23 protein-coding genes are annotated in these 26,635 nt (G+C 54.5%); 11 read left to right on the top strand and 12 right to left on the bottom strand.

Annotation, left to right across the window (positions count from 1 at the left end):
• Positions 1-19 precede the first annotated feature (19 nt).
• Positions 20-343 (bottom strand): hypothetical protein, encoded by a 324-nt coding sequence (locus ACFQDM_RS01525; protein ID WP_377374548.1) that lies wholly within the window; start codon positions 341-343, stop codon positions 20-22.
• A 196-nt stretch (positions 344-539) separates the two neighbouring features.
• Between ACFQDM_RS01525 and ACFQDM_RS01520 the strand changes: the two genes are divergently transcribed.
• Both ACFQDM_RS01520 and ACFQDM_RS01515 read left to right on the top strand, forming a co-directional pair.
• A complete protein-coding gene (locus ACFQDM_RS01520; protein WP_377374576.1) occupies positions 540-1,403 on the top strand; it encodes an AAA family ATPase in 864 nt (287 codons plus the stop codon).
• A 141-nt stretch (positions 1,404-1,544) separates the two neighbouring features.
• A complete protein-coding gene (locus ACFQDM_RS01515; protein ID WP_377374545.1) occupies positions 1,545-1,715 on the top strand; it encodes a hypothetical protein in 171 nt (56 codons plus the stop codon).
• Between the two features lie 5 nt (positions 1,716-1,720).
• Here the strand turns inward: ACFQDM_RS01515 and ACFQDM_RS01510 are convergent, their stop codons facing one another.
• The 4 genes from ACFQDM_RS01510 to ACFQDM_RS01495 all read right to left on the bottom strand — a co-directional run bounded on the left by ACFQDM_RS01510 (position 1,721) and on the right by ACFQDM_RS01495 (position 6,276).
• On the bottom strand, positions 1,721-2,584 hold the full coding sequence (locus tag ACFQDM_RS01510) for a TIGR01459 family HAD-type hydrolase (protein ID WP_377374543.1): 864 nt from the start codon (positions 2,582-2,584) through the stop codon (positions 1,721-1,723).
• A 50-nt stretch (positions 2,585-2,634) separates the two neighbouring features.
• Positions 2,635-3,888, bottom strand: coding sequence for an EAL domain-containing protein (locus ACFQDM_RS01505; RefSeq protein WP_377374541.1), 1,254 nt, complete (start codon positions 3,886-3,888; stop codon positions 2,635-2,637).
• A 527-nt stretch (positions 3,889-4,415) separates the two neighbouring features.
• Positions 4,416-5,429 (bottom strand): hypothetical protein, encoded by a 1,014-nt coding sequence (locus ACFQDM_RS01500; RefSeq protein WP_377374539.1) that lies wholly within the window; start codon positions 5,427-5,429, stop codon positions 4,416-4,418.
• Positions 5,407-6,276 (bottom strand): fumarylacetoacetate hydrolase family protein, encoded by an 870-nt coding sequence (locus ACFQDM_RS01495; protein ID WP_377374536.1) that lies wholly within the window; start codon positions 6,274-6,276, stop codon positions 5,407-5,409. Before ACFQDM_RS01495 ends, ACFQDM_RS01500 begins: the two co-directional genes overlap by 23 nt.
• A 72-nt stretch (positions 6,277-6,348) precedes the next feature.
• On the opposite strand from ACFQDM_RS01495, the gene ACFQDM_RS01490 reads away from it, so the two are divergent.
• From ACFQDM_RS01490 to ACFQDM_RS01465, 6 genes are all read left to right on the top strand, one after another.
• Complete coding sequence (locus tag ACFQDM_RS01490; protein WP_377374533.1) at positions 6,349-8,010, top strand: DUF262 domain-containing protein; 1,662 nt, start codon at positions 6,349-6,351, stop codon at positions 8,008-8,010.
• 93 nt (positions 8,011-8,103) lie between these two features.
• Positions 8,104-8,871 carry an SDR family NAD(P)-dependent oxidoreductase gene (locus ACFQDM_RS01485; protein ID WP_377374530.1) on the top strand — a complete coding sequence of 256 codons (768 nt, stop codon included), beginning with the start codon at positions 8,104-8,106 and terminating at the stop codon, positions 8,869-8,871.
• A 240-nt stretch (positions 8,872-9,111) separates the two neighbouring features.
• Positions 9,112-10,929 (top strand): ATP-binding protein, encoded by a 1,818-nt coding sequence (locus ACFQDM_RS01480; RefSeq protein WP_377374527.1) that lies wholly within the window; start codon positions 9,112-9,114, stop codon positions 10,927-10,929.
• Positions 10,930-11,065: 136 nt separating this feature from the next.
• Positions 11,066-11,356 carry a co-chaperone GroES gene (gene groES, locus ACFQDM_RS01475; RefSeq protein WP_377374525.1) on the top strand — a complete coding sequence of 97 codons (291 nt, stop codon included), beginning with the start codon at positions 11,066-11,068 and terminating at the stop codon, positions 11,354-11,356.
• A 47-nt stretch (positions 11,357-11,403) separates the two neighbouring features.
• Positions 11,404-13,050, top strand: a complete 1,647-nt coding sequence (gene groL / locus ACFQDM_RS01470; RefSeq protein ID WP_377374522.1) for a chaperonin GroEL — start codon at positions 11,404-11,406, stop codon at positions 13,048-13,050.
• 144 nt (positions 13,051-13,194) lie between these two features.
• Positions 13,195-13,917 carry a hypothetical protein gene (locus ACFQDM_RS01465; protein WP_377374520.1) on the top strand — a complete coding sequence of 241 codons (723 nt, stop codon included), beginning with the start codon at positions 13,195-13,197 and terminating at the stop codon, positions 13,915-13,917.
• Positions 13,918-14,144: 227 nt separating this feature from the next.
• On the opposite strand, the gene ACFQDM_RS01460 is transcribed toward ACFQDM_RS01465, so the two are convergent.
• The 4 genes from ACFQDM_RS01460 to hisS all read right to left on the bottom strand — a co-directional run bounded on the left by ACFQDM_RS01460 (position 14,145) and on the right by hisS (position 18,629).
• Complete coding sequence (locus tag ACFQDM_RS01460) at positions 14,145-14,651, bottom strand: hypothetical protein (RefSeq protein WP_377374518.1); 507 nt, start codon at positions 14,649-14,651, stop codon at positions 14,145-14,147.
• Positions 14,652-15,112: 461 nt separating this feature from the next.
• Positions 15,113-16,057 (bottom strand): ATP phosphoribosyltransferase, encoded by a 945-nt coding sequence (gene hisG, locus ACFQDM_RS01455; protein WP_377374516.1) that lies wholly within the window; start codon positions 16,055-16,057, stop codon positions 15,113-15,115.
• Complete coding sequence (locus ACFQDM_RS01450; protein ID WP_377374514.1) at positions 16,054-17,157, bottom strand: ATP phosphoribosyltransferase regulatory subunit; 1,104 nt, start codon at positions 17,155-17,157, stop codon at positions 16,054-16,056. The genes hisG and ACFQDM_RS01450 overlap by 4 nt, the downstream gene beginning before the upstream one ends.
• Complete coding sequence (gene hisS / locus ACFQDM_RS01445; RefSeq protein WP_377374512.1) at positions 17,154-18,629, bottom strand: histidine--tRNA ligase; 1,476 nt, start codon at positions 18,627-18,629, stop codon at positions 17,154-17,156. Before hisS ends, ACFQDM_RS01450 begins: the two co-directional genes overlap by 4 nt.
• Before the next feature lie 136 nt (positions 18,630-18,765).
• Between hisS and ACFQDM_RS01440 the strand changes: the two genes are divergently transcribed.
• The gene (locus ACFQDM_RS01440; protein WP_377374509.1) at positions 18,766-19,269 is read left to right on the top strand and encodes a hypothetical protein; all 504 of its coding nucleotides are present in this window, start codon (positions 18,766-18,768) and stop codon (positions 19,267-19,269) included.
• 148 nt (positions 19,270-19,417) lie between these two features.
• Here the strand turns inward: ACFQDM_RS01440 and ACFQDM_RS01435 are convergent, their stop codons facing one another.
• Both ACFQDM_RS01435 and ACFQDM_RS01430 read right to left on the bottom strand, forming a co-directional pair.
• Entirely contained in the window at positions 19,418-21,553 is a 2,136-nt protein-coding gene (locus ACFQDM_RS01435) for a protein-disulfide reductase DsbD family protein (protein WP_377374507.1), read from the bottom strand.
• 209 nt (positions 21,554-21,762) lie between these two features.
• On the bottom strand, positions 21,763-22,554 hold the full coding sequence (locus tag ACFQDM_RS01430) for a SapC family protein (protein WP_377374504.1): 792 nt from the start codon (positions 22,552-22,554) through the stop codon (positions 21,763-21,765).
• 143 nt (positions 22,555-22,697) lie between these two features.
• On the opposite strand from ACFQDM_RS01430, the gene ACFQDM_RS01425 reads away from it, so the two are divergent.
• Positions 22,698-24,770: a DUF885 family protein gene (locus ACFQDM_RS01425; protein WP_377374502.1), complete on the top strand. Its 2,073-nt coding sequence runs from the start codon at positions 22,698-22,700 to the stop codon at positions 24,768-24,770.
• A gap of 64 nt (positions 24,771-24,834) precedes the next feature.
• Here the strand turns inward: ACFQDM_RS01425 and ACFQDM_RS01420 are convergent, their stop codons facing one another.
• Positions 24,835-25,026 carry a hypothetical protein gene (locus tag ACFQDM_RS01420; RefSeq protein WP_377374499.1) on the bottom strand — a complete coding sequence of 64 codons (192 nt, stop codon included), beginning with the start codon at positions 25,024-25,026 and terminating at the stop codon, positions 24,835-24,837.
• Here ACFQDM_RS01420 and ACFQDM_RS01415 point away from each other — a divergent pair.
• Positions 25,025-26,557, top strand: coding sequence for a vWA domain-containing protein (locus ACFQDM_RS01415; protein WP_377374496.1), 1,533 nt, complete (start codon positions 25,025-25,027; stop codon positions 26,555-26,557). The genes ACFQDM_RS01420 and ACFQDM_RS01415 overlap by 2 nt on opposite strands.
• The last annotated feature ends 78 nt before the right edge of the window (positions 26,558-26,635 follow it).

Here is a 26,635-nt window from a genome sequence, read left to right as displayed (position 1 = left end):
TTCCGACGAGGCCGCTTTTTTATTTGCGAACCTTCGCCGGGGCAAATCGCAGCAAATGCGTCCGAAGCAGCACATCAATGACCGCCACTTTCGTACCGCCATGCCGGTCATCATCCTCTGGCTGATATGGCAGACGCATCACGGCAATTCCCATCTGGATTGAGGCCAGTGTGATCGTCATCAGAACTACCAGAGAAAAAATCGCGATCCACTTTATTTCCGATCCCATGATCAGCGCGTGGAGATGGGCAATGTCCAGTCCCAGGATAATCAACACGCTCGCGAGTGCCAGCGCGAAACCAACGCCCGCATGAAATGCCAGAAATTTCAGAAGCTTAGGCACGGGACTTACCCCTCAGGATTCAATTCTTCGATTACCTTACATCATTTTAGACAAGCATAATATACGTCATCTCGCCGCGCTTCTCGCCTGTCTCCCGGCTCAGAGCCGTGCGACTTCCGCTGCGATACCGCTTGCATGAGAATCTGAGGGCTTTACTCTAATGATAGTGAAATAACATTTTTGCCTTTGGGAGAGGATCACCATGCGCTTTGAGGGCTCCGAGAATTACGTCGCAACAGACGATCTGCGCGTCGCCGTAAATGCGGCAATCACCTTGCAACGCCCTTTGCTGATCAAAGGCGAGCCTGGCACGGGTAAAACGGTTCTTGCGATTGAGGTCGCCAAGGCACTCGATACTGAACTGATTGAATGGCACGTCAAATCGACGACGAAAGCCAGCCAGGGCCTGTACGAGTATGATGCTGTTTCGCGCCTGCGTGACGGCCAGATGGGCGACGAACGCGCGACCAATATCGAAAACTACATCAAGAAGGGCAAACTCTGGGAAGCTTTCGAATCGGAAAAGCGCCCGGTTCTTCTCGTTGACGAGATCGACAAGGCCGACATCGAATTTCCAAACGACCTCCTGCAGGAGCTCGATCGTATGGAATTCTATTGTTACGAGCTCGACCGCACGATCAAGGCGAAACAACGCCCGATCATCATCATCACCTCGAACAATGAGAAAGAACTGCCAGACGCCTTCCTGCGCCGCTGCTTCTTCCACTACATCAAATTCCCTGATGATCTGACCATGCGTGAGATCGTTGAGGTCCACTATCCAGGCATCAAGCAGAAGCTGGTGAAAGACGCGCTGCAGACATTCTACTCCATGCGCGACCTGCCGGGCCTGAAGAAAAAGCCATCTACGTCAGAGCTTCTCGACTGGCTCAAGCTTCTGATGAATGAGGATATCGATCTCGACACGCTGCGTGAAAAGAATCCGGACAAACTCACACCGCCACTGCACGGCGCTCTTCTGAAGAATGAAGCCGATGTACAATTGTTTGAGCGACTAGCGTTCCTGTCTCGTCGCGAGTCACGCGGCCCTGCCGGCTGATCGGCAGCGCATCACACAGGTTCGAAAAGGCGCTGTTGCAAAACAGCGCCTTTTTCTTTGATCGGAATGGTCCGGGAACTGATTGCAAGAACGCTCGTTTCTATCTCAAACGCAAATCGCGCACTGATTGAGGAGGCGAACATGGGCGAACAGAAATTTGTGCCCGGATTTATCCTGTTGCTAGCCGGCCTTATGGCCACGAGCGTCTTTGCCGTCAGTATTTATCAATTCAGCAAGATGCCGCCGTCACCGACAGAGACTGCCGCTGCGACTCAGACATATGCTCAAAAGCCGATTGCTGCGGAAAAATAATGATTCTACCAGCGAAGCCCTGACATCGCGTAGGTCGCGCTCACTTCGTAACGCTCTAACAGCGCTTTTGTATCAGTCTGAAAATCACCTGTACCGGCCAGATTAAGCCCTGTACCAACATAGACCGAATCGATCCCGCGTTTCATGGCACCGCGCATATCCGTTGCCGGTCCATCGCCAATCGCCAGCAAGCCCGTCTTTGGTACAGCGTGTCCCAACAGGCGCTCCAGATGCGACTCTGCCAGATCGTATATCGCATCATGCGGCTTGCCCGGATAAACGACCTCGCCGCCCTCTTCTTCATAGATTTTCGCAATCGCGCCTGCGCACCACTGCAAAGTATTCCCAACACGTACCTGAATGTCCGGATTGGCGCAGATCATGGTCAGTCCGGCTTCTACGAGCGGCTTCAACTCGACGCGATAATCTTCAGGATCATCATTGACCGCATCCCGAAGCCCCATTGCGACGACAAAACGAGCCTTTTCCGCTTCTGCAAATTCCAACCCGGCTCCGTCGAAAAGCGTGTTGTCGCGCTCCCAGCTGTTATCAAGCCCGAGCCGCAGCGCAGGTCCCGGCGCACGCTTTTCCAGTTCCATACGCGTCGCATCACCGCTTGAAACGATCAGATTGTAGCAATCCCGGCGTACGCCCAACCCCGGAAACAGGCGTTCGACCTCGCGTGCCTGCACAGGAGCGTTTGTGATCAGGATAACCGGCTTACCCGTTTTTCGAAATTCAGCCAGCGCATCGCATGCCTCGTAAAAAGCTTCGCGACCATTGTGAATGACGCCCCACACATCGCAGAGGATGGCGTCATAGCGGTCCGCAATGTCGGACAAGCCATTCGGGAATACCAGTTCAGACATGCCTCATCGGGTAGCCGAAACCGGACCTGGAGAAAAGGGAAAAAGCGGCCTTAGCCTGCTCTCTGCATGAAGTCAGGCGGCGGCGCCGTCTCTTCCATAAGCGTTCCTTTGATCGGGCGCGGCGTTCCAAATATATGACCCTGACCAAACGGAATGTCGAAATCAAGAATCTCGACCACATCGCGTTCGCTTTCCACCTTGTCGGCGATCAGATCGATTCCGTATCGCATAAAGACGGCGCAGACATCTTCAGCTTGAATATCGCGGGTCAGTGAGGAGATCGGACGCGGACCACCCGGTTCCATCTGTTCGATCAACTTACTGCCTTCGATTTTCAGAAACTTCACGGCTTCAGCCTGCAGCTCCGGCAGATCCACTTCCAGACTGTCGGCCTTATCAATTGAGAAGCGGAAACCAAGGTCAGCGAGGCGTCCCATGTTGCGAGCTGTGACAGCCGAGCGGGATTTGAATTCTGCCGCACCAATCTCAAAAATCAGAGAACCTGCGAGATCCCGGTTGTCTTTGATGAATTCAAGAAACTGCGGGAAAAAGGACTCGTCCTCCAGAGACGAGGTCCCGATGTTGCAGAACACGCCGACGCGGCGATCTTTCTCACTGAGACGTCGCACAATCTGAACGCAGCGAAACAGCAGCATATTGTCGATGACACCAAGAAGGCCTGCTTCCTTGGCAGCGCCCAGGAAGTCACCCGGCATGATCAATTGATCATTGGCATCGCGAAGGCGCGTAAAGCCCTCGTAAAAGCAGGTTCGACGCTGAGGAAGACTGACAATCGGCTGAAGATGCAGATCAACTCGGTTCGCATCCAGCGCCTCCTGAACGGCGCGCAGCGCTTCTTCAGCTGTTCGTTCACCCGGCGCAACAGACAGACGCTTCACACCCGGTCCCGGGCCAGCCTGTGCCAGTCGTGCCTCGAAGCTTTTGCCAAGCTTGAGAATAAGCGTTTCGAGTTCGCGCATCTCACTGACCATGGCCTCCCGACGTTCGGAAACCTCTCTGGAAAGTGTTTCATCCATCACGCTGATGCGGGTTTCAATGATCTCCGCGCGTTGATTGGTTTTGCGTACCTCGTTGCGAACAGTCAGCAATCGCGACTCTAGCTCACGATTCTTCTGACGACTTGCCGAGATGAAATGCACCTGACCACACACCAGAGCGAACGCGACGCCTGCAATGACAGAAATTTCCAGGGAATATGGCGTGAACTGGTAAACCGCGATGCTCACACAAATCGCGACAACCGCATAGGCTGCTGCAATAAGAATGTGAGCGATAGCTGGCATCAGGCGTGTTTTCCAGTTTCAGACCAAATTTAAGAAACTATGTTTGTATTTTGTTTTAGTTAACGATTTGGGTTGCTGCGATTCACGCTGTTTCGCAATTGTTTGCACCTGTTCGGCATGAACCAGGAATACCAACGCCAAAGGAGCGATCCGAATGCGCTCTTTTTGTAACACCTTATAATTTTCTCCCTGTGATTGCATTTATCGCATTGCGCCGCTAGGGGCTTTATTCATATTTGAATGACGTGCCAGGCCCAAGGCACTGCCCACACTCAGCGCCCGATCTATGTCGGGCGCTTTTTTTTTCGAATTGTGTTCAAAATCTGTCATTCTGATGACTGAAAATTGCGCACTTGATTTCAATTATCGGCCAAAAACTCAATAATCACATCCTATAACGCGTTCTGCCTCTGGACGAAACTCGGACGTCATGGCATCCAGACACCAAGTTAAGTCCACGGCCTTCGGGCCATACGGGGGCGATCTGGGGAAAACGGGGTCTGGCATTAGCCGGACCCCGTCGTCATTTAAGACTTAAGTTGGACGAGTCCAGACAAAGACAATCCTGACGCATCTACGACACGAATGTTTTCGAGGGCGTCGGCGTCTGGCGCTGTCCCAATTTTATAATCCCTACGAAGCAGCACCGCGCCCTCAGCACCAGCGCGCACTATGTAGGACTGTATGGTTTTCAGATCAGGACACAGCCGACCTACACGCTGAATATCCGCCGAACGCGCGGTCAGCCTGGCTCGCTGCGCTTCGTATTGCTGGCTCGCAAGTTCTGATACTTCGACAGACGGACTAATGATGTAATCGACACGGCCCGAAACCGGCTCTGCACCACAGGGCAGAATTTCAATCCGAATATCGTCGTATTGCACCAGATAAGACACGGCTGTGGCGCCACCGACCAAATGCTGCTGCGTCGCAAACACCTGTAAATCGCCCGTATCGAAAACCTTATAGTCACGCGCAGACCCGGGAACCGGCTTTGGTCTCAGGCTCGCTTCGAGATAGTTCAGTTCCGCGGGACGCTCGAGTTTCAGAACGGCGTCAGGCGACGACTGATTGGCATCGTCCTGCATTAACCGGTCAATCTCGATATCATCACCAATGACGAGCAAACCGCTTTTCCGACCATCCTGCCAGGTCTCTGAGCGCAATCCCATTACACCACCTGAGGACACCGGATGCCCGTTCATCAGAAACGCCGCATCGACATAGCCAATGCCCCGCCAGTCCTGAGACATCGGCGCACCAAATATCAGGCGCTTCCCGCCGGCGCTGATGAGGAGACAAGGTGAAAACGCATTTTCAAAGCGTGTTCGTCGCGTGCATGGGAAAGCAGCCATGTCCTCTGGAACGGCTTGAAATGGGCGGACAAACGAGCTGGTGTATTCGGCCTCAGCGCGCTCAACCGGCTGTTGGCTCAGATAGTAAGTGACACCACTCCCAAGCGCGCCCCCCACAAGGAAGGGCATCCCCCATCGAACAAGAGCCCCCCAGCCTTTCACATCACACTCCGATGCGTGTTTCACCAGACTCCATGATGATGTGATTCTCAAAAGATCCGATCTCGTCGATTTCAACGCGAACCGTATCTCCAGCCTTCAGAAAACGCGGCGGATCGGATGCAACGCCGACACCTGCCGGTGTGCCGGTGAAAATCAGATCGCCGGGCATCAAAGTGAAGGCTTTACTCAGATGCGCAATCAGGTCCGGAACCTTGTGAATCAGATCACCCACCCGGCCGTCCTGGCGGAGCTCACCATTTACAAAGGTGCGCAAACCCAGCGCGTTGAGATTTTCAATTTCATCTTCTGTCACGATCCAGGGGCCGACCGGCGCATGTGTATCGAACCCCTTGCCCATGATCATGGTTGGCGTCGCACGCTGCCAGTCCCGAACAGAATAGTCGCAGCCCACTGTATAGCCCGCAATCACCTCGGATGCCCGCTCTGCCGGGATATGGCGTCCGCCCCGACCGATCACCACCACGAGTTCCACTTCATAGTCGAGCCGGTCGGAAACAATCGGCATTTCGACATCTCCGAACGGACGGTTGATCGCTGAAGCCTGTTTCACGAACCAGGTCTGTGTGGTTGGCGCTTCACGACCGGTTTCCTTGGCGTGGTCATGATAGTTGAGGCCAATCCCGAGAATTTTCTGAGGCGACAGCACGGGTGCACAGATATCGGCCTCGCTGATCGAAAGTCGCTCGCCATGCGCAATCGCGGACTCAGCCGCAGTCTTGAGCGCATCCGGCTCGTGGAGCCATTCTTGCAATGACTTCGAATCGTTCAGCGGATCTAACGCAAACGCTGAATTATCGGCAAATACCACGGCGACCGGCTTACCGTCGCGAATTACGCTTCCATATCTCATATGATTAACCTACTAGCTGTCGCAGAGCCTTCGCAGGAGGTTTAGGAAGTTTTGTAGCGTTCTGGAAGACCAATGCGTGATTTGAAGGTGGAAGCCGAAGCAACGCAAATCTCCAAATTGTTGGCTCCGGGACAATTCTATAAGATTCCGGCCTATCAGCGCAGCTATTCCTGGAAAGACAGCGACGCACTCGGCCTGCTGAACGATCTGCTCGAAGCGATCGCCGAAGAGCGCAGTCACTTTCTTGGCGCGATCGTCGTCGTCGAAACACCTTCTTCTGGCGTTTTCGAAATCGTTGATGGCCAACAACGTCTGACCACAATTGCCATGTTGATTTCGTTACTGAGAGACCTCTCTGATGACTCAGAAAACAGAGAATCTCTGCAGGCGTTAATTTGCGAGCCCGATGCGCATGGCACGTGGCGTCTCACACCCAATCATGTGGATGCACCTTATTTTCGAACCTTGCTGCAGAAGTCTAAATGGACGTCTCAGCAAGACATTCCTGCACCGCTGACAGAAAGCCATGACCTACTCCGCAGCAATTACATCGCATTGCTTCAGGAACTTAGAGATCTGAAACCGGATCTTAGAAATAAGCTTCAGACTGTTCTGCTGGATCGGTGCCCGATCGTGCGCGTACATGTGGAAAACAGGGATGAAGGGCACAAGGTTTTCAGGGTCCTGAACACGCGCGGACGGCAGCCAAATGCGCATGACATCCTGAAGACCGAGCTGTTTGAACGAGCCAAACTCTCTTCCGAAGAGGCCGACAGGCTCGCCCGAAACTGGACCGCACATGAAGCGAGACTTGGAGCCAGAGATTTTGATGATCTTTTGCGGCAGATCCGGCTCCTTCATGACCGGTCCCCAAAAGGCGATCTGGTCTCCGGTTTTTGCCAGTCTGTTCTCAGCGATGTCTCGCCTCGCGACTTTCTCTATCGCGACCTGCCTCGATATGTTGATGCGTATGAAGAACTGAAAGCAGGCAACATTCTATTTTCGAGGCCAATGCCTTCGGTGAACGCGCATCTGAACCGACTAAGCGCCCTGGAGCACAACGGCTGGCGTGCACCTGCCCTGAAATTCCTCGTGACTCACGACCGGGAAGCCGACACCGCTCGCGAATTCTTTTGCGACCTGGAACGACTTGCCTATGCGATGCAGCTGATTGTTTCTGACCGTGATGTCCGGGCAAAGCGCTATCGCAATGTCTCAGATGACATGGTTGATGACTATCGCCTGTTTTCTAAATCCGGCGCGCTCGCACTTACCATGGACGAGAGAACGAAACTGGCGCAGCGGCTCAGCGGTCGGTTTGGGTCTGTTGGCCAACGGCGCGCCCTGGCTATGAAGGTGAATGCGCTTCTCGATCGCGGCGAAGACCTTCTTCCGGATGCCGACGCCACCATCGAGCATATTCTTCCGCGGAATCCCGGCCCCGATTCCGATTGGCTTCAAACCTGGCCGGATTTGGCTCAACGTCGTGAACTCAGCGATACGCTCGGGAATTTCTGCCTGCTCTCGAAACGTGACAACCAGCGCGCAGATCGCCTCAGCTACGCAGACAAACGTCAGTCTATTTTTCGCAATCCAGACATGGGCGGAAAATTTGCCATCACGCGCGAAGCCTCTCTCTATGATCACTGGACTCCTGACATTGTCCAGAAGCGCACAAAAAAGCTCGCACGACTTCTGATCATGGACTGGAAGCTGGATTTACCGAGAGACTGACCCATCGAATACACTTCGGTGTAGTAAACTACTATTGTGTTTTGTCTGAAAGTTTGGTCTCAATCCCTCAATGCATAAATCAGGGAGGTAGGCATGTCCTTATTCGATCTCACAGGTAAATCAGCAATCATTACGGGCTCAAGCCGAGGTATCGGACGCGCCATCGCCGAAGAAATGGCGGAACAGGGTGCAAAGGTTGTTATTTCGTCGCGTAAACCAGAACCATGCGAGGAAGTGGCCGCTGCAATTAATGCGAAACACGGCGACGGTACAGCGATTGCGGTCGCGGCGAATATTTCGTCAAAAGACGATCTCCAGAATCTGGTTGATCAGACAAACGCGGCCTTTGGAAAAATCGATATCGTCGTCTGTAATGCGGCTTCCAACCCTTATTATGGGCCGATGTCCGGTATTTCGGACGAACAGTTTGAAAAGGTTCTCTCGAACAACATCATTTCAAATCACTGGCTGATCCAGATGGCACTCCCGCAAATGGTTGAGCGCAAGGATGGTGCCATTGTACTCGTGTCGTCAATTGGAGGCCTCAAAGGTTCCCCAATTATCGGCGCCTATAACATTTCGAAAGCCGCTGACTTCCAACTGGCTCGCAATCTGGCGACCGAATTTGGTAAGCACAACATCCGGATAAATTGTATTGCTCCAGGCCTGATCAAGACAGATTTTGCTCGTGCACTCTGGGAGAACCCGGACAATCTGAAGCGTGCACTTGCCACAACGCCAATGGCCCGTATCGGCGAACCGGAAGAAATCGCCGGCGCCGCTGTCTTTCTGGCATCGAAAGCAGGTTCCTATACCAATGGCCAGATGATCGTTGTCGACGGCGGCACAACCATATCCTGACCTGAATGGGCGGCACGGTCACTCGATCACAGTGCCGCCCAAATCGCCCCCCTTTGGCAATCTTGATTGTCGATTTATAGAGAAGTCTTATTTATTGAAGTCACAAATTCGATTACACCCGTAAGTAGTTAAACAGCACCAGACCAAACAGATTTAATCGAAATTAAAGACTTGTTAGCTCTTATATAGTTCGCGCAACGCTGAGATCTGATTAGAGCGCATATAGAGGAATGGTTGGAGATGACATTAGAGTCCGATCTTGCCACCAATCCTAAGAAAGATTTGGTGACGCGAACCAAAGAAATGTTTGCAGCCTCTGACGTCACCAATGGCCGTGAAAACCGCCTCGCTCGCGCTGTTTTATTCCTGTGTGCAACATCCGCCTTCATGGCCATCATTCCCCTCATCGCAGCGATGTTCCTCCTGCCGGGTGATTACGTAACCATCCTGGTTTATTGCTCCGTGGTTATTGTGGCCCTTGCAATGATCCCGATGTCCGCGGTCATCACCGGTAAGCCCGAAGTATCAGCCTGGCTGCTCTGCGGCTTTCTCAGCCTCGCGCTTGCAATTCTGGGCCTCATTAGCGGCGGGACTTCCTCCGTCATCATGCCAATGCTGATGATACCGGTTGTCTGGGCCTGGTTCCTCGTCGGCCAGAAAGGCGGTCTGTTCTTCCTATTGGCGGGCCTCGCGACGGTCATACTGAACGTCATGTATGCGGATACAGTCGCTCCCAATCTGCCTTCTATACGGTCGGGCGTGTACGGAATTTTGCAGAGTATCATCATGACGATTACCCTGCTGGCGTGCAGCCTGGCTGGGTATCTGGCAAACCGCAACGAATCCATCATTCACAGCGAACTCGTAGACGCCCGTGACACCGCGCGCCGCACCAACCGGGAAAAATCGGAGATGGTGGCCGGCATCGCCCACGAGATCCGCACACCGCTAACCGGGCTGGTCGGCATGCTGGACCTTCTCGGCACCGAAAAGCTGAACGCGCGTCAGACCGAGATGACGGAGACGTCGCGCACCTCGGCCCGAACCATTCTGAATCTGATCAATGACCTGCTCGATCTGTCAAAAATCGAAATCGGAGAGTTGCGTCTGATCCCGGAACCTGTCGATGTCGTTGAGCTGTTCCAGGAGACAACGCGCGAGTTCAAGCAATCAGCCGAAGCCAAAGGCTTGAGGTTCGAAATCGTTGCCCCGAACGAATCCGTCTGGCTGTTGATTGATCCGCTACGTTTCCGACAGATTGTCAGCAATTACCTCTCCAACGCCGTGAAATTCACGCAGTCCGGCACCATACGCTCCATCCTGTCATATCAGGCTCGCGATAATGGCGAGGTCCTTCTAAAGCTATCGGTTGCCGACACAGGCCCCGGCATCCCCGCGGACTCACTGCGACGGGTTTTCGGCCGCTTCATTCAGGTCGAACGCGACCAGAAGGCCAATTATGGTGGCACGGGCATCGGTCTGGCGATTGTCTCGGATTTAGCACGCCTCCAAGGCGGCAAAGTCTGGGTGGAGAGCCGCGAACGTCATGGCGCAACCTTCTTTTTTGAATCCGTCTTCAAACGCACCAGCGCGCAGGAAACGACCATCAACACCCCTCCCGGCACGGAAGCGAGCGCATCCATTACCGTGCTCGTCGCGGATGACAACAAAGCCAATCGCAAGCTGCTCAGCCATGTACTTAAAGAGTTGGGTTTTGCCATCCATCTGGCAAATGACGGACGTGAAGCTCTCCAGGCCGTTCAGGCAGGCCATATCGACGTTGTTCTCATGGATATGAATATGCCTGTGATGAACGGACCGACCTCTTTGGCGGAAATTCGCAAGCTCGCACCGCCCATGTCGCGCACACCAGTCATCGGTATTTCGGCAGACAACCGCCCGGAAGATATTGATCTCTGGCAGGCCGCAGGCGTAACCGCCCTTCTGGAAAAGCCTATAGATTTCGCAAAACTTGCTGCGACCATTCAACTGGCCTACACAGGGGCCGAAGTGGCGGTCAGCCCTCTCGTAGCGTCCGCCTCCCGCAAAGTCGGCTGACACAAATTTTTCGCGTTAAAAATGCGTTACGGCATCTTGACGGTCTCCTTCATCACCCCTACCTCGCAGGCATTAGCACTCATCACACTCGAGTGCTAACACTGTCATAAACCCAAATCTGGAGAGAGGGACGTCCATGAAATTCCGTCCGCTTCATGACCGCGTGCTGGTTCGCCGCGTTGAGGAAGAAGAAAAAACCAAAGGCGGGATCATCATTCCCGATTCAGCAAAAGAAAAGCCACAAGAAGGCGAAATCGTTGCTGTTGGTTCAGGTGCTCGCGGCGACGACAACGAGCTGATCCCGCTCGAAGTCAAAGCTGGTGACCGTGTGCTCTTCGGCAAATGGTCTGGCACCGAAGTGACCGTTGAAGGGGAAACACTCCTCATCATGAAAGAGTCTGACATTCTGGGTATCGTTGAAGCTTAAGCTCACCCCCGAATTTCTCATCAACATAGGTTATAAGGAAGAACACCATGGCTGCTAAGCTTGTTCATTTCTCCTCAGACGCTCGTGAGCAGATGCTGAAAGGCGTCGACATTCTTGCGAACGCTGTAAAAGTTACTCTCGGCCCAAAAGGCCGTAACGTTGTCATCGAAAAATCTTTCGGCGCTCCACGCACAACGAAAGACGGCGTGACCGTTGCGAAAGAAATTGAGCTGGAAGACAAATTCCAGAACATGGGCGCTCAAATGCTCCGCGAAGTTGCTTCCAAAGCAAACGACGTAGCGGGCGACGGCACCACGACAGCAACCGTTCTCGCTCAAGCGATCGTTCGCGAAGGCATGAAGCGCGTTGCTGCTGGCATGAACCCAATGGATCTGCGTCGCGGCGTCGAAAAAGCTGTTGCTGAAGTCGTCAACACGATCAAAGCGTCTGCAAAAACAATCGACACGTCTGAGCAAATCGCTCAGGTCGGTACGATCTCTGCAAACGGCGAGCGCGAAATTGGCGACATGATTGCGAAAGCAATGGAAAAAGTCGGCAACGAAGGCGTGATCACGGTTGAAGAAGCCAAGTCTCTCGAGACTGAGCTCGAAGTCGTTGAAGGCATGCAGTTCGACCGCGGCTACCTGTCTCCATACTTTGTCACGAACGCTGACAAAATGCAGGTTGAGCTCGACGAGCCTCTGATCCTGCTCCACGAGAAGAAACTCTCTTCTCTGCAGCCAATGCTTCCAATTCTTGAATCAGCTGTTCAGTCTAACCGTCCACTCCTCATCATCGCTGAAGATGTTGAAGGTGAAGCACTCGCAACGCTCGTTGTGAACAAGCTGCGTGGCGGCCTGAAAATTGCTGCAGTGAAAGCTCCAGGCTTCGGTGATCGTCGTAAAGCAATGCTTGAAGACATCGCGATCCTGACAGGTGGCACGGTTGTTTCTGAAGACCTCGGCATCAAGCTCGAGAACGTCTCCATCGACATGCTGGGCACAGCGAAACGCGTTTCTATCACCAAAGACGACACAACAATCGTTGATGGCACGGGCGCGAAAGAAGACATCGAAGCTCGCGTTGCTCAGATCAAGAAGCAAATCGAAGACACGACGTCTGATTACGACCGTGAAAAACTTCAAGAGCGCCTCGCGAAACTGGCTGGCGGCGTTGCTGTCATCAAAGTTGGCGGCGCAACAGAAGTTGAAGTGAAAGAGCGTAAAGACCGCGTCGACGACGCCCTGAACGCAACACGCGCTGCTGTTGAAGAAGGCATCGTAACTGGCGGTGGTACAGCGCTTCTCAAAGCGGCTGCTGCAATCACAGTCACAGGTGCTAACGACGACGAACAAGCTGGTATCGACATCGTTCGCAAGGCTCTGGAAGCTCCAGTTCGCCAGATCTCTCAGAACGCTGGTGTTGATGGCTCTATCGTTGTTGGCAAGATCCTTGACTCCAACGACGCTTCTTTCGGCTTCAACGCTCAGACTGAAGAATATGGCGACATGTACAACTTCGGTGTCATCGACCCGGTTAAAGTTGTTCGCTCTTCTCTGCAGAACGCTGCTTCTGTGTCTGGTCTCCTCATCACGACGGAGGCAGCCATTGCTGAAGCACCAAAAAAGGAAGGCGACGCGCCGGCTATGCCTGATATGGGCGGCATGGGTGGAATGGGTGGCATGGGCTTCTAAGCTCACCCCCTGCCCAAAACGGCAAAGAACAGAAACGGCGGTCTTCGGACCGCCGTTTTTTTGTCATTTATCTCTTCCACTCTCCCCATCGCAGATGGTGGAGAGTGACCGATCAGAATATTGAAATGGGCCTTACATGGCGTCGTGATCATCGCCCTCACCGCCACAACTCAGTTAGGTGGTATTGCGTGGTTGATCGGCAGACCGTTTAGACAATCGCTTCTTGTCAGCCTCGCCTCCTATGCTGTTCTGAGCATTTCGGCCATCTGGGTTGCACCAGCCTTCGGCCGCACTCCACTGAGTTGTGTCCCCGAAAAGGGGGGCGCCCATGCCGGGATTATATTCTGCGTGACAAACCGGCACTATGTCACGCCCGAATTGAAAAGCGCGCTCAATGACATCGTCGACGATCTGAACACCAGCTTTCCCGGCATACAGCTAGGTGTGCTTGATGCGAGCTTTCCTTTCCTGAACGACTTCCCAATGCTTCCTCATTTGTCACACAATGACGGCAGGAAAGCTGACCTGGCATTCTTCTACAAAGATTCAGATGGACGACCGCTACCCGGCGGAACTCTGAGATCCCCTATCGGATATTTCGCCTATGAAACGGGACGCAGCGCCTGCCCTGCAACTCGATTTGACCTGCATTGGGATTTGAATTGGCTTCAACGTGTTTGGAGCAAGCACGAACTCGACATCGATCGTACCAGCAAGCTGATAGAAGCCGCGACAGCTAATCCACGAATAAGGAAAGTGTTTCTCGAGCCCCACCTGCAAAAGCGATTGGATGTGAACCATCCTAAAGTTCGCTTTCAGGGATGCTATGCCGCCAGACATGATGATCACATCCACCTGCAACTATGATCAGATCACAGATTATTCGTAAGAGATGAAAAATAATTCATCGAATAACGATAATTACACTTGACGTTTATCGATCATCTATTATTGTTAAACGGTAAGTTCAAGACAGAAGCTGGCAGGCTATTCAACAAACTGCCCCCTACCCCCGAGCGGCTTGCCGGCTTTTTGTTCCTGACTTCACGTTCGCCTCCCCAGGGCAGAAACAGGCCTCACGGCCTGTTTCTTTTTTATAACTGCGATGGATCGAGCAAATCGATGTTCTCATCGATCAGGAAGGCGCGGAAATCATCAACCGTATATTCCCAGCCAAGCACCTCATCTCGCTCCAGCACATTGTCGTCTCGAAAATCGGTGACCTGCTGAACGCACATCAGCGCGCCGACGCGATCATTGCGATCAAGCGCAAGATAGCCAATGCGACGTGAGAGATTGTATTTGTTGGCAAGCTCCAGCAATTCTTCTCGCGTTCTGCCTGGCCCCATCATAACACAGGATTTGAAGGCAGCTTCCTGGCAAAAAAGATCATCACGCCCAACGCGCGCGCATTCGCGCAGCCCGATCACGAAACCAAATCTCTTTATACGTCCATTCACCATGGGCTGGCCGAAGAGAATCGCTTCCTCAACATTCTCAACGCCAGCGTCTTTCAGCTGAGCGGTCAGGTCCTGTACTCGGAATGGCTCAGCGTCGGCTGAAGACGCCCACATACACCCTGCGGCGATCGCAGCTGCCACTAATATCCCAACTCGCACAAAACACCTCCCGCTGACGCAGCCGATAGCGGGCTGCCTCGGACGCCTGAATACTGGGATTTGTCTTTGCGCCCTTTCGCCAGACGCGCAAGTTATTTGCTCTTATTTCTGAAATTGTGAAATATTTTCTCTTTTTGCGCGCAAGAGATCGAAGATATCAACCAGAAGTTGGCAGCCACAAGTGTTGGCAAAGAAGAACACAATGTCGCATTCAACAATCGTTGAATTCAATGTAGACAAAAACTGTCTTCGTAGAAGAAGCCAAAGATTTTCTGGTAAAAGGCGCTGAAATTATAAACGGCGCAGCTTGAGCCGCGCCGTTTTTTCTTATGAAGCAGGACGTTTCCTCCCGAACTGCTTGAACGATATGGCCAAACCTTCATCAAACTGTCAACTGAAAAACGAGCATTTCGCTCGAACATTGGGCGTAAAGTGCCGAATATCTACGCAATCTCGTCTTTCGCACGACAAAATTCTGCGAATACCGGGTTTGAATCGAAGAATAAAAACTCGGGTTTCTCCACGCTGAGTGGGCCAAATCCGTTTTCAGAAAGCTGAATCGCGGCAGAGTTTACCAATTCAGCTGGCATGACCAGATTGAGGCCAATCGCCTTCACCTCATCGCCAAAACGATCAGCCTGATCAGACAGATCACGATTGCCACTCAGGATTCGGCGACGCTTGGCGAGCTGGCGCGCTTCAATCAGGTCGAGAATCGCTTTCAGCGCCTGAAGGGCTTCGTCTGACCAGTCAGCCTTGAGAGAAGCGCTCAACTGCGCCTGAGAGGCCAGCATCTCGCCATCGGAAAGTATCTTGAGGTCATTCGCCTTCAGCGTGGCGCCCGTCGTCGTAATATCCACGATCAATTCCGCTGAGCCTGATGCAGGCGCAGCTTCGGTCGCGCCGGCGCTATCGACCAGTCGATATTGCGTCAGCCCCTTCTGCGCGAAGAAACGGCGGCAGGAACGTAGATACTTCGTGGCGACCCGCATGCGTCGTCCATAGCGGGCGCGAAACTCGTGACCGACATCCTCGAGGTCGGCAATCGTATCGACGTCAATCCAGCTTTCCGGTACCGCAACAACCATGCGCGCAAACCCGAAACCCAGCGCTTTCAGAAGCCAGGCCTCCTCTTCGAAATTGTCAGCATGCTCGCGCAGAAGATCTTCACCGGTGACGCCTAGGTGCAGCGAACCGCCGAGCAAGCCTTTTGCAATTTCCGAGGCAGACAGAAGCAGCACATTGACGTTCGGCGCGCCTTCCAGTGTTGCTGTATAGCCGCGATCACCGCCCATCTGCCGGAGCTTGAGACCGCAATCAGCCAGATAGGCTTCCGTCTGTTCCTTGAGCCGTCCCTTCGAAGGAATGGCGAGTGTCAGCGTTGTCATGCGCCTGCCCCCTGAAGATGAAGAGCTGCCTCTAAACGATCCGGGCGAACAACGCCCCCAACAGCGGGCTGGCTTTTGGCACCGCCGCTCAGCCTTGAGAGCAGACCATCATAACGCCCACCTGCCGCCAGGGGCCGCCTGGTGCCAAGACCTGTATGCGCCAGCTCGAACACCAGACCATCGTAATAGTCAAAGCGACGTCCGAACTGCACCGAGACATGCGCCTGTTTCCAGAACGGCACGTCCTGCTCCGTCAGCATGGTGAAAAAGGCATCAGACCGGGCAAGCCGGTCCTGAAGGTCCAGATCATTCGCCTGTGCGAGCGTGCGCAATTGTTTAAGCAATTGCTCAGGCGTTCCCTCAATCTGAATGAGGTCGCTGAGGACACGTTTGGCTCTCGGGTCGAGAGGACCTTCGCGTCCAGCCTCAGCCTGTCGTTTCAGGCGCGCGAGAATGTCTTCCTTGGTGCGTCCGCCAATGACCTGACCTCCGGAGAATGCCAGAACCTCTTCAAGCAATGCAGATGCGCGCTCCTGCGGCACCTCAGCGAGCGTACTGGCGAGCGCGGAGCGCGGCGGCGCTGTGCCATTTGTTAGCAGCGTGCGAATGCCTTCCTTGCGGCGGAATGCGCGGATCAGCTGGTCACTCCAGAAGGGCGATAATTTGAGCGCTTCAACGACGGCCGCAAACAGCGAAATATCACCAAGATAGAGCTGCACACCATCAACGCCCGCATCCGCCACGGCGTGACACAGTGCGGAGAGTGCGATCACATCCTGATCAATACGATCTTCATGACCGAGGCATTCAAAGCCCGTCTGGTAGAATTCCAATGGCTCTTCCGAAGACACGGGCTGGCGAAAAGCTTTGCCGAAATATCGATAGCTTGCCGGGCCTGGTGCGCCCTGATCGAGGTGATGCTGCACGACGGCGAGCGTGAGATCCGGGCGTAGCGCCAGCTCTTCGCCCGGCGCGTCAGCGCTGGTCAACAGGCGGGATCTGACAGCCTCTCCGGAAAGCTCCAGCGGAAGGCTGGCAGGCATCAGCATAGGCGGATCGACCCAGTCGCCGCCTATGGTTTCGAATTCGATACGGTTCACTGGTCGCTCTCCAGCATTTTCCGAATGGTCTGGACCATCTCACTGCGACTGACTTCCACCTGTCCCGGGCGGCTCTCGCGCCATTCGGTGTTGTCCTTGATCGCCTTGGCTTTCTGAGCGCCGACGATCAGATCCTTGATGGTGACCGTACCTTTATTGCGCTCATCCTCACCAACGATGACCACGGCAGGCGCGCCGCGACGGTCTGCATACTTCATCTGCGGACGCATGCCGGACGAGCCCATATAGACTTCGGCGCGGATGCCAGCGCGGCGCAGCGTACCGGCCAGCTCATGACTATCCGCAAGGTGTTCACGATCCAGCACCAGAACGACCACCGGTCCGGACAGGCGATCCAGCTCGCCGGTCAGCGACATCGCAGCTGCAAGACGGCTGATGCCAAGTGACATGCCGGTCGCCGGGATTTCTTCGCCACGGAAGCGCGACACAAGGCCATCATAGCGACCACCGCCGCCAACAGAGCCGATGCGAACCGGACGCCCTTTGTCGTCCAGTATCTCGTTCAGAAGCTCGCCCTCAAACACGGGACCGGTGTAGTATTCCAGACCGCGCACAATCGTCGGATCGAAGACAACATCTTCGTCCCGTGCGCCGAGCGCGCTGAGCAGACCGTCGATTTCGCGCAGCTCCGCAACGCCGCGATCAAACGCTTCATTGCCCGCAACAGCGCTAGCCATCGCTTCCAGCGTTTCGCTTCGCGTTGGCTTGCCAGCCGAGGCAAAGGCCAGCACGCGGTCAATGCGTGCTTTGTCCAGGCCAGCCCCCTTGGTGTAGTCACCGGACTCGTCTTCCCGGCCTTCACCGAGCAAGTCTGCCACCCCTTCAACGCCGAGACGATCAAGCTTGTCGAGTGCACGCAGAACGGTCAGGCGTGTACCCTCTTCGCGCGCATCAATCGAGTCGAGCAAGCCAGACATCAGATCACGCGTATTTACCCGCACTGCATAGGAACCAGGCTGCGCGCCAGCTGCTTTCAACGCTTCTGCCATCATGGCGATCATTTCAGCATCTGCCGCTGGCCCTTTGGATCCGACCGTATCGGCATCGCACTGCATGAACTCGCGGAACCGCCCCGGACCCGGCTTCTCATTGCGCCAGACAGGTCCCCAGGCATAACGCCTGAAAGGCTTTGGCAGCGTATCCCAGTTCTCACCGGCAAATCGCGCCAGAGGTGCTGTCAGATCATAGCGAAGCGACATCCATTGTTCGTCATCGTCCTGAAGCGAGAAGACGCCTGCATTCGGGCGGTCCTGATCAGGCAGAAATTTGCCAAGCGCGTCAGCATACTCAAACGCACTGGTTTCGATGCCTTCGAAGCCCCAAAGATGATACACATGCGTCACCCGCTCGATCATTTCGAGTTCTGCGGTGAGGACGTCTTCACGCTTGTCCTGAAAGCCTCTCGGCTTACGGGCGAGAGACTTCGGCGCGGGTGTCTTTGTCTTGGCCATGTTTCCGTTCATCATTGATGGACACTATTCAACTCGCGGGGATAGAGCTTTGCGCGCGAATTGCCAACCACTGCTTTTGCGGATGTTCGCATTCCGGCGTTACACTTCATTCAGTCCTGTATGCGAATCTCGCCCCATGTTGAATTTTGTCTCATGCTCTGCAGCGATCATATCGCTCGTTTTCAGTTGCACATTGATGGCGCACGCGTCGCCCAATCTTGCGCGCGCCTGGGGTGAACAGGCCGCTGAACTTCACGAGACCCTCGCAAAAACCAGCAGCACTGAATTGCCCGCAGCGCTGGAAACAGACCTGATCCGTTTTGGACGCATCGCAACCCGCCTCTCCAAGGCTGGTACAGCTGAACACCCTATGCCGGAAGATCTCGGCTGTATTTTCCGGGGAATGGCTGAGGAAACCACCGTCCAGCTGGAAAAATGGCACGAAACAGACGACGCGTCCGCGATCGCCGACGCGAAAGAGCGCCTGCTCGCCATGCTGAAGGATGCGACCATAGTCAGTCAGGCAAGCGAGCTTGCCATGCTGGGCGAGACCACTGAGCTACCTGAAAATTTATCGGAAGGCGGGCAATGTAGCGCTGTCAAAATCGAGTTTGAAACCTACTCGAAGAAGGCCTCCTAGAGGCCGCCAGCACTCGCGGTAAAAGAGATCATTGCACCAGCGGTAAGGGCGATGGCCACGGTCATGCCCAGGATGAGACCGATACGGCGATCCAGATTACCAAACATCGAAACACTACCCTCTATACACGCGGACTTACCGCTCACGATCAGTTCGTCTGGACTGTTTGTACAATAAGATCCGGCGAAAGGATCTGCGGCAGAATAACAGGGCTCTCCTTGCCCGCAGGATAATAGAGATAAAGCGGCACGCCAGCACGGCCATGCTTTGCAAGTTCCTGACCGATCGCTTTGTCTCGCCGTGTCCAGTCCGCTACCAGAAAGGCGACATTCTCTTCTTCAAATGCGGCCTGTACTTTTGAAGTGGTCAAAGTGGTACGTTTATTGACCTGGCAGGTGACACACCAACTGGCCGTGAAGTCAATAAATACAGGACGGCCCTCTTCACGCAGCGCCGTGACCCGATCTGTCGACCAGATCTCTCCATAGGCCTCGGCACTGCCAGAGGAGACAGGCGCATCTGCTTGACTGGTGGAAGCGAGCATCACAATCGGCAAAACGAACGCCGCCAGAGCGATGAGCAACGCAACCGGTTTCACAATGCGAGCCGAACCATTTTCACCAGAACCTGTCTTCAGCAACCAGATACCAAAGACAATCGCAGTAGCGGCCGCAATCGTCAGAACGATTGCACCGGTTCCCGCCTGAGCTCCCAGAACCGACAAGAGCCAGATCGCCGTGAGGAAAAGCGGGAATGCAAAAAATTGCTTCAGTCGCTCCATCCAGGCACCCGGCTTCGGCAGACTTTTAACCAGGCCTGGAAAGAAACCCAGAAGCGCAAACGGCAATGCCATACCAATCCCAAGGCAGAGAAAAACAACCAGAATGACGAGCCAGGACTGCGTCAGCAATATGCCTGTAACAGCACCGAGAAACGGACCAACACAGGGCGCACCGACAAAGGCAGCTAGAAGCCCTGTAAAGAAGGCGCCCTGACCACCGCGCTTCGCAGCAAGATCTGATCCGACATTCATGAGGGATGAACCGATATGGAATATCCCCATCATGTTAAGTCCCAACACAAAGATCAGTAGAGCAAGACCTGCCACGACGGCTGGGTACTGCAACTGGAATCCAAGCCCCACCTGCTCACCGGCAGCCCGAAGAACAGCGAGAACACCGCCCAGAACCAGAAAGCAGGTGACAACGCCGACCAGATAGAAAAAACCGTGGCGGCGCACAGCAGATTGATCATCGTGGCCTGCAAGTTCAAGAACGCCGCGCGCCTTGATGAAGAGCACGGGCAAAACGCAAGGCATCAGATTGAGAATCAGCCCACCAATCAACGCCGCTGCCATAAAGCCAAGTAAGCCAATGACGGTCAGCTGCGCGCTACTATCCGGTGTCTGCACGCCGGTCGTCATACCGACTGCTTTATCGTTCGTTCCGGAGATAACAGACCCCGGTTGGGCCGTCAGTTCTACAGCATAGCGACTTTTGTCAGTTCCCGCGACAACGAGCACACCGGCTAGCGCGCCATCGCCGCCCAGACCTTCAGCTTCCTGTAAGGTAAGTGCGAGCCCCGCGTCGCCCTTACGCAAACCTTGCTCAGGTGCGTGAAGAATCTGGTGATCTTCCGGAAAGAAGCGTACATATTCGATATCGGCACTAAGTGCGGCGTTCAACGCATCACTTTCGACCGAAAGCACCCATTCATTGCCAGCAGAGCGGTCGATGACTGCGCGGCCGTCCAGTGGCGTCGGCACGCGCTGTTCGGCCCATGCAAAGTCTGCGCGTGTCGCATTGTTCGGGACAGATGTGTCTGCGACCGGAACAGGCAGAAAGACCTGCGCTTCTTCCGGGATGCAGATATCCATACAGATCAGATATTGCGCCATGCCGGTCAGCAGAACTTCACCGCTGGCATCCTCTGGAACCTGAATTTCAAACGGCAAGACCAGTTTGTCAGAATAGCCGTAATTCATCAGGCCTTCGAGGGGCTGCGGGTGCGGCGCAGGCCAGAGGAATTCACCGGTCTGCACATTGGTTGCCTCATCCCAGATCAGCTCAGGCGGGAGACCGGAATCGCCAGGATTCTTCCAATAAACGTGCCATTGGTCATCGATCAGGAGCGTAAGCGCTCCGCGAAAGGTTGAGCCTGGCGCAACCGCTTCATGGTCGGCGATCAGGTCAACAACAGCTCGACCAGCGTCACGCGGCAAAGCCTGCGCCATCGGCCAGGCCGATGCGAGCAGAAGCATTATTGCAGCAAGAAGCTTACTCAAGCGTCCGGACATTCTCTCACTCTTTCGAGCCGGCCTCTAAACCAGCAGGGAAAATACAATCGACTGCATATAGAAGAGGGCGACCATAACGCGAACCCGCCTCGCACAAATGTGACATTAGGTCAGCACAGAGTGATGAACATGTCACAAATGAAAGGGGCGCACCTGCATTCACAGTGCGCCCCCAAATCGAGTCAGCTCTTGGCTGATTATGCATTGCCTTGCGGCTGTGGTGCATTCATGCGCATGCCACGCTGAATGACGCCAGGCCAGTTCAGAAGCGATACGAAGTGGGCGTAGATCGCACCCAGCGCGCCATTGTCGCGAAGCTCAACGAACTTGTCAGCAGGCAGCGCGTTCAGCTTCTCTTCGGAGATTGCGAAATAATCGGCGATCTTCTGCTGAGGACCTTCATTGCCGTTCTGATCGCGCGGCGTGAAAGCGACTGTCTTCTCTTCAAACAGATCGTACTGGCTGATCAGCTTGATGAATTCCTGAGTTGCGCGACGCTGGCGTTCAAATTCTTTACAGAACTCAATCGCGTCCTGCGTAAACTTAGAAGGCTGGTTGCCATCGAAGAATGCGATTTCAGGGCTGTCGCTGACCATTGGGGCTTCACGATCGACGCAAAGCAGTAGACGGTCATTCTGCTCGTCAGACGCAAAAACGAACGGATAACGACGTGCAAACGCCGGAATGTAGGTTTCTGGTTCTGGCAAACCATTCGGTTGAATGTAGAGGTTCTGGTTTTGACGAATCCCCATGGCAGCGACTGGCGTCTTGTCCGCGCCGACGAAGATGATCGGATAAGAACCGGCGCACTGGCCAAACTCGCTGACCGTCACCGGTACAGCGTGGGCCGACCGCAGGAACGAAAACGCATCATCAATACGCTTCACACCCAGTTTGCCGTGAGCTTCGAACGAAAGCGGCTCTGGCTTTTTGTAAAAAAGCACATTGCCTGTGAGTTGCGGGCCTTGTCCGGCCGGTGTGGATTCCATAGGGCTCTCCTATCTTGATGCAGAGGCGTCCTTATCGGAAAACAAAATCTGCGACAACCGACCAGTTCACCTCAAATGGATCATTATTCCTGATGCGCTCAACAGATCATCTGACAATCACTGGTAAACCTTTGTTTTCACGCATGGCCTGCGCTGCTTCACCGCTCGTACTCGCCATCGCGATTTCTGCTTGCGGAAATGGTGGCCAGCGTGCTGCCCAACAAAACAGCGTCGTTGAACGTCAGACACTCTATCGCGAACTGAACACACTTGAACAGTCGCAGACAGCGCCTTCATCATCTGGCAGTGACGCTTTCCCGCCAAGCTTTCAGGAACAGATCCGAAATCAACAGCTTGAGACCCCCGCCACCTTCGAAATGTTGCGCAACCGCCGGATTCTGGCATTCGAGCGCCTGACCGACATGTATCCGCCGGAAGAATCCGCATACGACTTCTCGGCTTTCTGGGAGCTGCATCATGCCTATCGATTTCTGGTGCAGACCAGCCGTTTTGGCTATGGCGAGATCAGCCTTGAATACTCCCGCCCCTACCCGGTTGATCATCTGAGTTTCGCGCTGTCCGATGTGCTCAATTATGTTGATGCCGTTGCTCAGCTTGAAACAGAGTCAGCGCTGCCTCCGCGTCCCGATATCAGTTCAGATCTGTTTGCTGAAGTTGATCGCGAAATTCGCCGGATGGATATGGATCTGGCGGCGGGGATCGCGCCGCCCCTGGAAAGTGTACGACGCATGATCGATCAGATTGATCAAAGCGCCATTCTCAACGAAACAGCCCGCACGGCCCTGCGAGATGCACGGCTGCTCGCCTATGAAGCAGAAAATGGCCGCGTTGCCTGGGGAGAGCGAGCGACCTTTCAGCCGCCTTTCATGCGCTTCTTCACGCCTGAACTGCGAGAAAATGTCGGAAACTTCCGTGCCGCACTCGATCGCATTGAAGCAGCATGGATGAGCAGCACACCACCGCACGCTTTCACATCCGAGTACTATGAAGCTCTGATCGCTCAGGTCACAAGCGGCGAACTCACGGCGACCGATTGCGCAGCGCTGGCGCAACGCGAAGCTGTTGTTGCCGAGGGCATGCTCGATGCGCTCATGCGGCCAAAGGTCGAGGTTAGTAATATAGAAGCCGAACTCGAGTCCCGGCTTCCACTGCAAGACGAAGACTCAGGCACGCCGCCAGGTGAGCCGTCACCGGAAACAACAGAAGCAGAAGCAACCGAATTGGACGTACCGGAAATTGATCCGGACCTTCCGCTGAGTGAACGGCTGCGCCTTTGGCTGGCCAATCAGCCAGCCCCGTTCACGCGCGAGCCTGATGAGGGCGCAGACATTCAGCCAGAAGAGCCCGTCGCCGAAACTGACACAGTGGCGGAAGGGCCGGTTTATTCGGAGCGCTTCGAGAAGATTACACACGCATTGGATGAGCTTGAGAATTTTGCCGGCGCTCTGCTGGATCGGCCTATGCCGATCGTGCCCCTGGTCGAAATTGGCACACCTGAGCCTCAGCCAGCCTGGGCCCAGCCGGACCAAATTCCGGAATCATCGCTTCAGCCGCCAACCTTTACAGAGGCATCTCCGAATATCGCTCTGGATTATGGCGACATTGCAAGGCGCCCGATCGCGGTGACGATTGTCGACGCAATGCTGCAGTTTTATCCCGGCGCCGCGCTTCTGCCTCTGATGCAGGAAAACCGCGAAGATCTGCCTCAGCTCTCACGGCACCTTAACAACGCAGCATTCGACCTTGGCTGGCCGCATTACGCTCTACGGGTCATGGATTTCCGAGAGAGTTTTGACAACGCCGAGAGTGTGAATGCAATCCGACTTTATCGCTGGTTTGAAGCGCTCACCGAAGCAGATATCGAAACCAACCTGTTTGCCGGTGCGATGACGCCAGCGGAAGGAAAGCAGACACTGATTGATCGACTGGGATGGACCGAGACGCAAGCGAACGACGCCCTTGATCGCATGTCTGTCGAACCCGGCCTTGCCTGCGCCGCCATTCAGGGGGCAACGCGGTTTGAGGATCTACGCATCCGCGCGGAAGCCATTCTCGGCCCGCGTTTCAATATTCGTGAATTTCACAGCGTCATTCTGGCACCGGGATCTCGCCCGCTCATGCTCGTTGAACGGGACGTCGACGCATGGATTGCCCAGCAAATGCCAGCCAGTAGTGCCGCTGAAGCACCCGAGTAATGCCACAACTACAAGACAAATCGCCACAAAGATGACATGACTGAAAGGAAACTGGACTGGAATTTCAGGAGGGACGCATGAATTCCAAGTTGAAGCTGGCAATGCTCGCCGCAGGCTCAATTTTAGTTTTAAACGCATGTTCATCGAAACAGCCCGGAGAAACGACGGTTGAGAATGTGGTGCCACCACCGCCGCCGCCGCCGCCGCCTGCTCCGCCACCGCCACCACCGCCGAAAGCAAGCGGGGTTATGGACATGCAGCGCGCAGTCTCGCCAAGCCAAGCCTATTCGCCGACACCCATGCCAATCATGGAGCCACCGCCGGTGGATCGCGAGCGCTATGAGGATGTGGATGACAATCCGGTCAAACGCGTTGCAGACGAGCCCGTCTCGACCTTCTCCGTCGACGTCGACACAGCATCATATGCCCGGACGCGGCGCTTCCTGACGGATGGAACTTTGCCACCGAAGGATGCGGTACGTGTCGAGGAGCTGATCAATTATTTCGATTATTCCTACCCGCTTCCGGAAGCCGCTGACCCACCATTCTCGACCAATGTGAGCGTAGTGCCATCACCCTGGAAATCAGGGAATGAACTGATCCAGATCGGACTTCAGGGGTACAATATCGAGGCTGACGAACGCCCGGCCATGAACCTGACGCTCTTGGTCGATGTGTCTGGCTCGATGAGCTCGCCTGACAAGCTTCCATTAGCGAAGAAAGCGCTTGGTATGCTTGTCGACAATATGTCTGAGAAGGACACCATCTCGGTCGCCGTTTATGCAGGCGCTGCCGGAATGGTTCTGGAACCAACGCCGGGCAATGAAAAGTCAAAGATTATGGCTGCACTGGAAGGCATGGCTGCTGGCGGTTCAACAGCTGGCGGCGAAGGGTTGCGGCTTGCCTATAGCCTCGCAGAACAGAATTTTGACGAAGATTCCGTCAACCGTGTCATGCTGCTGACCGATGGCGACTTCAATGTCGGCGTGACAAGCGATGAGCGTCTTGAAGACTTCGTCTCAAGAAAGCGCGACAGCGGAGTCTTCCTGTCTGTGATGGGCTTTGGGCGCGGCAATTATAATGACGCCATGATGCAAAAGATTGCTCAGGCCGGAAATGGCATGGCCGCCTATGTAGACACCGTCAATGAAGCCCGGAAACTTCTCAATGATGACCTGTCCGGCTCGCTTTTCACCATTGCAAAGGACGTGAAGATCCAGGTGGAGTTCAACCCTGCCAAAGTCTCCGAATATCGTCTGATCGGATATGAAACGCGGATGCTTGAAGAGGCCGACTTCAACAATGACAAGGTCGATGCCGGGGAAATTGGTGCTGGCCATACCGTCACGGCGTTATATGAGGTTACCCCTGTCGATGCCGACAGCGCCCTGACCGGCGAGCGCCGATATGAAGGTAACAAATCGGGCGAAACCAACGCTGACCCATCAGCTGAATACGGCTTCCTGAAACTTCGTTACAAACTGCCGGACGAAGACACGTCCAAACTGATCGAAGTGCCAATCACGAATGATCTGGCGTTCGAAACGCTTGACGAGGCTCCGCTTTATACGCGCTTTGCAACAGCGGTTGCAGGTTTTGGTCAGCTACTGAAAGGGTCGAGCTTCATCTCGGATGATTTCGACTATGACTCCGTCATTGAGCTGGCGCTCGATGCGCGCGGTGAAGATGCCTTCGGCTATCGCTCAGAGTTCGTTCAACTTGCACGCTCTGCAAAAACTGCCGCAGCGCAGGAAACCCTCGAACAAAAAAACAGAGGCGGCGACTGATCGCACACCTCTGTTTTCAGAGAACGTGAGAAAAGGCCGGGCGGGCAACCCGGCCTTTTCTTTGTCTGCGAACATCAA

This window comes from Ponticaulis profundi (assembly GCF_042659465.1).
GTDB classification, from domain to species: domain Bacteria; phylum Pseudomonadota; class Alphaproteobacteria; order Caulobacterales; family Hyphomonadaceae; genus Ponticaulis; species Ponticaulis profundi.
The sequence above is the reverse complement of the archived record's forward strand: the minus strand, read 5'-3'. Positions and strand labels throughout refer to the sequence as shown.